The sequence below is a fragment of the Pseudomonas sp. VI4.1 genome (assembly GCF_002029345.1).
GTDB lineage: Bacteria > Pseudomonadota > Gammaproteobacteria > Pseudomonadales > Pseudomonadaceae > Aquipseudomonas.
On sequence record NZ_MULM01000031.1, the window covers coordinates 1 to 4,951 of the forward strand.

Annotated in this window: 5 protein-coding genes and 1 pseudogene; 3 read left to right on the forward strand and 3 right to left on the reverse strand. The window is 59.3% G+C overall.

The window, feature by feature from the left end:
- The first annotated feature begins 278 nt into the window (after window positions 1-278).
- Window positions 279-1,294, forward strand: a pseudogene (locus tag BZ163_RS00400) (DNA-binding protein).
- Here BZ163_RS00400 and gorA read toward each other — a convergent pair.
- Together gorA and galU are read right to left on the reverse strand one after the other, a co-directional pair.
- Window positions 1,291-2,649 (reverse strand): glutathione-disulfide reductase, encoded by a 1,359-nt coding sequence (gene gorA / locus BZ163_RS00405; protein WP_128869364.1) that lies wholly within the window; start codon window positions 2,647-2,649, stop codon window positions 1,291-1,293. The pseudogene BZ163_RS00400 and the gene gorA overlap by 4 nt on opposite strands.
- Window positions 2,650-2,776: 127 nt before the next feature.
- Complete coding sequence (gene galU / locus BZ163_RS00410; protein WP_128869365.1) at window positions 2,777-3,616, reverse strand: UTP--glucose-1-phosphate uridylyltransferase GalU; 840 nt, start codon at window positions 3,614-3,616, stop codon at window positions 2,777-2,779.
- A 292-nt stretch (window positions 3,617-3,908) separates the two neighbouring features.
- Here galU and BZ163_RS00415 point away from each other — a divergent pair, with 292 nt between their 5' ends.
- Window positions 3,909-4,097, forward strand: a complete 189-nt coding sequence (locus BZ163_RS00415) for a hypothetical protein (protein ID WP_128869366.1) — start codon at window positions 3,909-3,911, stop codon at window positions 4,095-4,097.
- A gap of 137 nt (window positions 4,098-4,234) precedes the next feature.
- Complete coding sequence (locus tag BZ163_RS00420) at window positions 4,235-4,516, forward strand: hypothetical protein (protein ID WP_128869367.1); 282 nt, start codon at window positions 4,235-4,237, stop codon at window positions 4,514-4,516.
- A gap of 11 nt (window positions 4,517-4,527) precedes the next feature.
- Here BZ163_RS00420 and BZ163_RS00425 read toward each other — a convergent pair whose 3' ends face one another.
- The gene (locus BZ163_RS00425; RefSeq protein ID WP_128869368.1) at window positions 4,528-4,758 is read right to left on the reverse strand and encodes a hypothetical protein; all 231 of its coding nucleotides are present in this window, start codon (window positions 4,756-4,758) and stop codon (window positions 4,528-4,530) included.
- Between the last annotated feature and the right edge of the window lie 193 nt (window positions 4,759-4,951).

Consider the following 4,951-nt stretch of genomic DNA (forward strand, 5'->3'; position numbering starts at 1 on the left):
CCGAAATTGACACCGCCCCCCTGTAGAGCTGTTGCCAGCGAAGGCGTCCGTTCAGTTAAAAATAGGTCGACTGAACACACCGCTTTCGCTGGCAAGCCAGCTCCTACAGGGGGTTTGCGTACCGACCACTAGGCGACGAACGCTTCAGAAACGCTCTCACACGGGGTAATACCAGTATATCCCGTGGTCATCAAACACGGCATATATAACTTTCAAGATGGCGTGGTACAATGTGTATTTAGTGGTACGTACCACATTACGAAATCGTAGGAGAGCACATGGCCCGTGGCGGCATCAACAAAGCAGTGGTTCAAACGGCCCGTTTGGCAATCCTCGCCCGCGGCGAAAACCCAAGCATCGACGCGGTACGGATCGAAATGGGCAATACCGGCTCGAAAACCACCATTCACCGGTATCTGAAAGAACTGGATGACGGCGCTGAACCGGCCGAGTCTTCTTCCGAGCCCCTCGACGACGAGCTGGCAGGGCTGGTCTCGCACTTGGCGCAGCGCCTCAGGGAGCAGGCGCAGGAACCGATCGATCAGGCGCGCGCGCAGTACGAGCAACAGCGCACAGCGCTTGAAACTCAGCTAACCGAAGCCCGGCAAGCCAACACGCTGTTGCAGCAGCAATACGAAATCCAAAGCCTGGCCTACGCCCAGGAATCCGACGCACTGGAAAACACCCGCGCCCTGTTGCAGACCGAGCAAACCCGCAACGCCGGGCTGAACCAGGCATTGACCGATTTCGAATTACGCTTGCAAGACAAGGACGAGCAGATCCGCTCCCTCGAAGAGAAACACCTGCACACCCGCGACGCCCTGGAGCACTACCGCACCGCCGTCAAAGAGCAGCGCGAGCAGGAACAAAGTCGCCATGAAGGCCAGGTGCAGCAGATTCAGATGGAATTGCGCCAGGCCCAGCAAAGCGCACTGGTACGCCAGGATGAAATCACCCAGTTGCACCGCGACAATGAGCGCCTGCTGACCGAGAACCGCGGAACGCTGCGCGAGCTGAGCCTGCTGCAGGAACAGCTCAAGCAAACCCACCATCGCCAGGACCAGTTGCTGGAACAGGTCAATCGCATCGACAGCGAGCGTCCCTCCTCCAGGAACGCTTGCGTACGGCCCTGCTGGAAAGTCAGTCACTCAAGCAGAGTGTCGAGGAACACGCCCAGGCCCATAAATCCCTGGAAGCGGAATTGACCCAGACCCAGTCGCACCTGGAGCAACTGCGCCTGGCGGCCGTCGTTGCGACAGCCCCAGACGCAGCAGATCGGCAGAAGGACGATTAACCGGCGACCGGCGACCGCATGGTGACGAACTCTTCGGCGGCAGTGGGGTGCACGCCGATGGTTTCGTCGAAGTCACGCTTGGTGGCGCCGGCCTTCAAGGCAATCGCCAGGCCCTGGACGATTTCACCGGCATCGGGGCCGACCATGTGGCAACCCAGCACCTTGTCGGTCTTGCCGTCCACCACCAGCTTCATCAGCGTGCGCTCCTGGCATTCGGTCAGGGTCAGCTTCATCGGCCGGAAACGGCTTTCAAAAATCAGCACCTCGTGCCCGGCTTCCCGGGCCTCCTCCTCGGTCAAACCGACGGTACCGATGTTCGGCAGGCTGAACACCGCCGTCGGGATCATCTTGTAATCCACCGGGCGATACTGCTCAGGCTTGAACAAACGCCGCGCCACCGCCATGCCTTCGGCCAGCGCGACCGGCGTCAGCTGCACCCGTCCGATGACATCGCCCAGCGCCAGGATCGACGGCTCGGCAGTCTGATACTGCTCGTCGACCTCGACGAAGCCCTTCTTGTCGAGCTTGACCCCGGTGTTTTCCAGCCCCAGGTTGTCCAGCATCGGCCGCCGCCCGGTGGCGTAGAACACGCAATCGGCTGCCAGCTCGCGACCGTCCTTGAGGGTGACTTTCAGGCTGCCATCAGCCTGCTTGTCGATGCGCTCGACGTCGGCATTGAATTGCAGATCCATGCCACGCTTGGTCAGCTCTTCCTGCAGGTGTTTGCGCACCGCACCGTCGAAGCCACGCAGGAACAACTCACCGCGATAGAGCAAGGTAGTGTCGGCGCCCAGGCCGTGGAAGATCCCGGCGAACTCGACGGCAATATAACCGCCACCCACCACCAGCACCCGCTTGGGCAGTTCTTTGAGGAAGAACGCCTGGTTGGAACTGATCGCGTGTTCGTGCCCCGGAATCTCTGGAATCTGCGGCCAGCCGCCGGTAGCAATCAGAATGTTCTTGGCGGTGAAACGCTCGCCGCTGAACTCGACCGTATTCGGGTCAACGATCTTGGCGTGACCTTCATGCAAGGTCACACCGCTATTGACCAGCAAGTTGCGATAGATGCCATTCAGGCGATTGATCTCGCGATCCTTGTTGGCGATCAGCGTTGCCCAATCGAACTTCGCCTCGCCCAGGGTCCAGCCAAAACCGGAAGACTGCTCGAAGTCTTCGGCGAAGTGCGCGCCGTAGACCAGCAGTTTCTTCGGCACGCAGCCGACGTTCACGCACGTACCACCCAGGTAGCGGCTCTCGGCCACGGCCACCTTCGCACCAAAACCCGCCGCAAACCGCGCAGCCCGCACACCGCCGGAACCGGCGCCAATCACATAAAGGTCAAAATCGTAGGCCATTTCTTTCTCCTCGGCAGGCTACCAGCATACCTGCAGCCATCCGTTGGGCAAGCGCTGCACAGGATATGGGGCCGGAAAAAGAAAAAGCCACCCGAAGGTGGCTTTTCATTACAAGCAGCTCAGGCTATCAGTAAGCCTTGCCAGTCTTGTAGAAGTTCTCGAAGCAGAAGTTGGTCGCGTCGATGTAGCCTTCGGCGCCACCGCAGTCGAAACGCTTGCCCTTGAACTTGTAGGCCATCACGCAACCGTTTTGCGCCTGCTTCATCAGGGCGTCGGTGATCTGGATTTCGCCGCCCTTGCCTGGCTCGGTCTGTTCGAGCAGGTCGAAGATGTCCGGGGTCAGGATGTAGCGACCGATGATCGCCAGGTTCGACGGCGCGTCTTCCGGCTTTGGCTTCTCGACCATGCTGTGCACGCGGTAGATGTCGTCGCGGATCATTTCGCCGGCGATCACGCCGTATTTGTGGGTTTCCTGCGGATCGACTTCCTGGATGGCGACGATCGAGCAGCGGAACTGCTTGTACAGCTTGACCATCTGGGTCAGTACGCCGTCGCCTTCGAGGTTGACGCACAAGTCATCCGCCAGGACCACGGCGAACGGTTCGTCGCCGATCAGTGGGCGGCCGGTCAGGATCGCGTGGCCCAGGCCTTTCATTTCGGTCTGGCGCGTGTAGGAGAACGAGCAGTTGTCGAGCAGCTTGCGGATGCCGACCAGGTATTTTTCCTTGTCGGTGCCCTTGATCTGGTTTTCCAGCTCGTAGCTGATGTCGAAGTGGTCTTCCAGGGCGCGCTTGCCGCGACCGGTGACGATGGAGATTTCGGTCAACCCGGCGTCCAGTGCTTCTTCGACGCCGTACTGGATCAGTGGCTTGTTCACCACCGGCAGCATTTCTTTGGGCATGGCCTTGGTCGCTGGGAGGAAGCGAGTGCCGTAACCGGCTGCTGGGAACAAGCATTTCTTGATCATATAAGTCCTTGAAAGGGCTGTGTGTTCGAGTTTCGGCGCAGTCTAAGTCAGGCGACGCGCACCTTACAATGCCCCGCACTGGCTAACCGATGCCATCATAGAGAAATATTCTCGCGGATAGTTCCGCATAACGCTCTGCAGATCTTCCGCCGCCCTCTATAAATAGCCAAGGTTGGCAGACTTGCACGGTCATCGACCGGACAGGCAACCGCACCACCATACGCCCATCAGCACCTGTTGGCTGCATTTGGCGCTATCATTGCGCGATTGAACCAGCCAACGAGGCAGATAGATGTCGGAAGCAAAGAGCGTCAACGGGTACCTGATCAACCAGGCGAAAGACGGCCAGTGGTGGGTCGACAGCGTCGGCGGCGAGAATATCGCCGGGCCGTTCCCCAGCGAAGCGTTGGCGATCGAAGTGGCATCGGTGTTGCAAGACCAGCCTGCAGCCCCTAAACGCCGTGGCAAGGACAAGAGCTGATCCGCCCTGTCCACACAGCCCTGCTTCACGCAGGGCTTTTTTGTGATTGCCCGCGGCGAAGTGGCCAATCGCTATAACCTTTTGCAACCGGCGCTGTCACAGGCTTAGCCCCATCATCCCGACGACGACCCCACTACATGAATAGATTTTTGCCACTGATTGCGCTTCTGGCCCTGACCGGTTGCGCCACGTCGGAAACGACTTACCTGCACAATGGCCAACAGGGCCTGACGATCGACTGCTCCGGGGAAGCCAATTCCTGGGGTACCTGCTACGAAAAGGCTGACGCCTCCTGCGCGGGCACCGGTTACAACATCGTCGGGACGGATGGCACACCTTCGACCAAGGAAAGCGACAAGACCCTGGGCGTGGATGTCGGCAATTACAAGAACCGCAGCGTGGTGGTGGTCTGCAAGTAAGGCACCCTGCCCTACATGTGGATCTCGGCGAACTTGATCCCCAGGCTGCGCACGGTCTCGATCAAGTCGTCGAGAGGCGCGAAGGATTCGACTTCATCGTTGTCATCCACCAGGAAATAACTGCGCCCGGCGCTTTTCTTGAAAAACACGATCCATTCTCCCGGGTTCGCCGGGTTCTGAATCACGTGGGTGGCAGAGATATGACCCTCTGCATGGCACTTGCGTACCTGCTCTCGCTTCATGCTCGACTCCAGAGATGACAAGGCGGCCCTGCCCCTGCAGGAGCAAGCTTGCTCGCGATGGTCGTTAACGATAACGCGTGTTACCGATTAAACGTCCGCGTCATCGTGAGCCCACTCGCGAGCCAAGCTCGCTCCTACATAAACGTGGCGTTCTTGAGTCCATCAGCCGGAATGCACGCGGTGGCGGCTATCG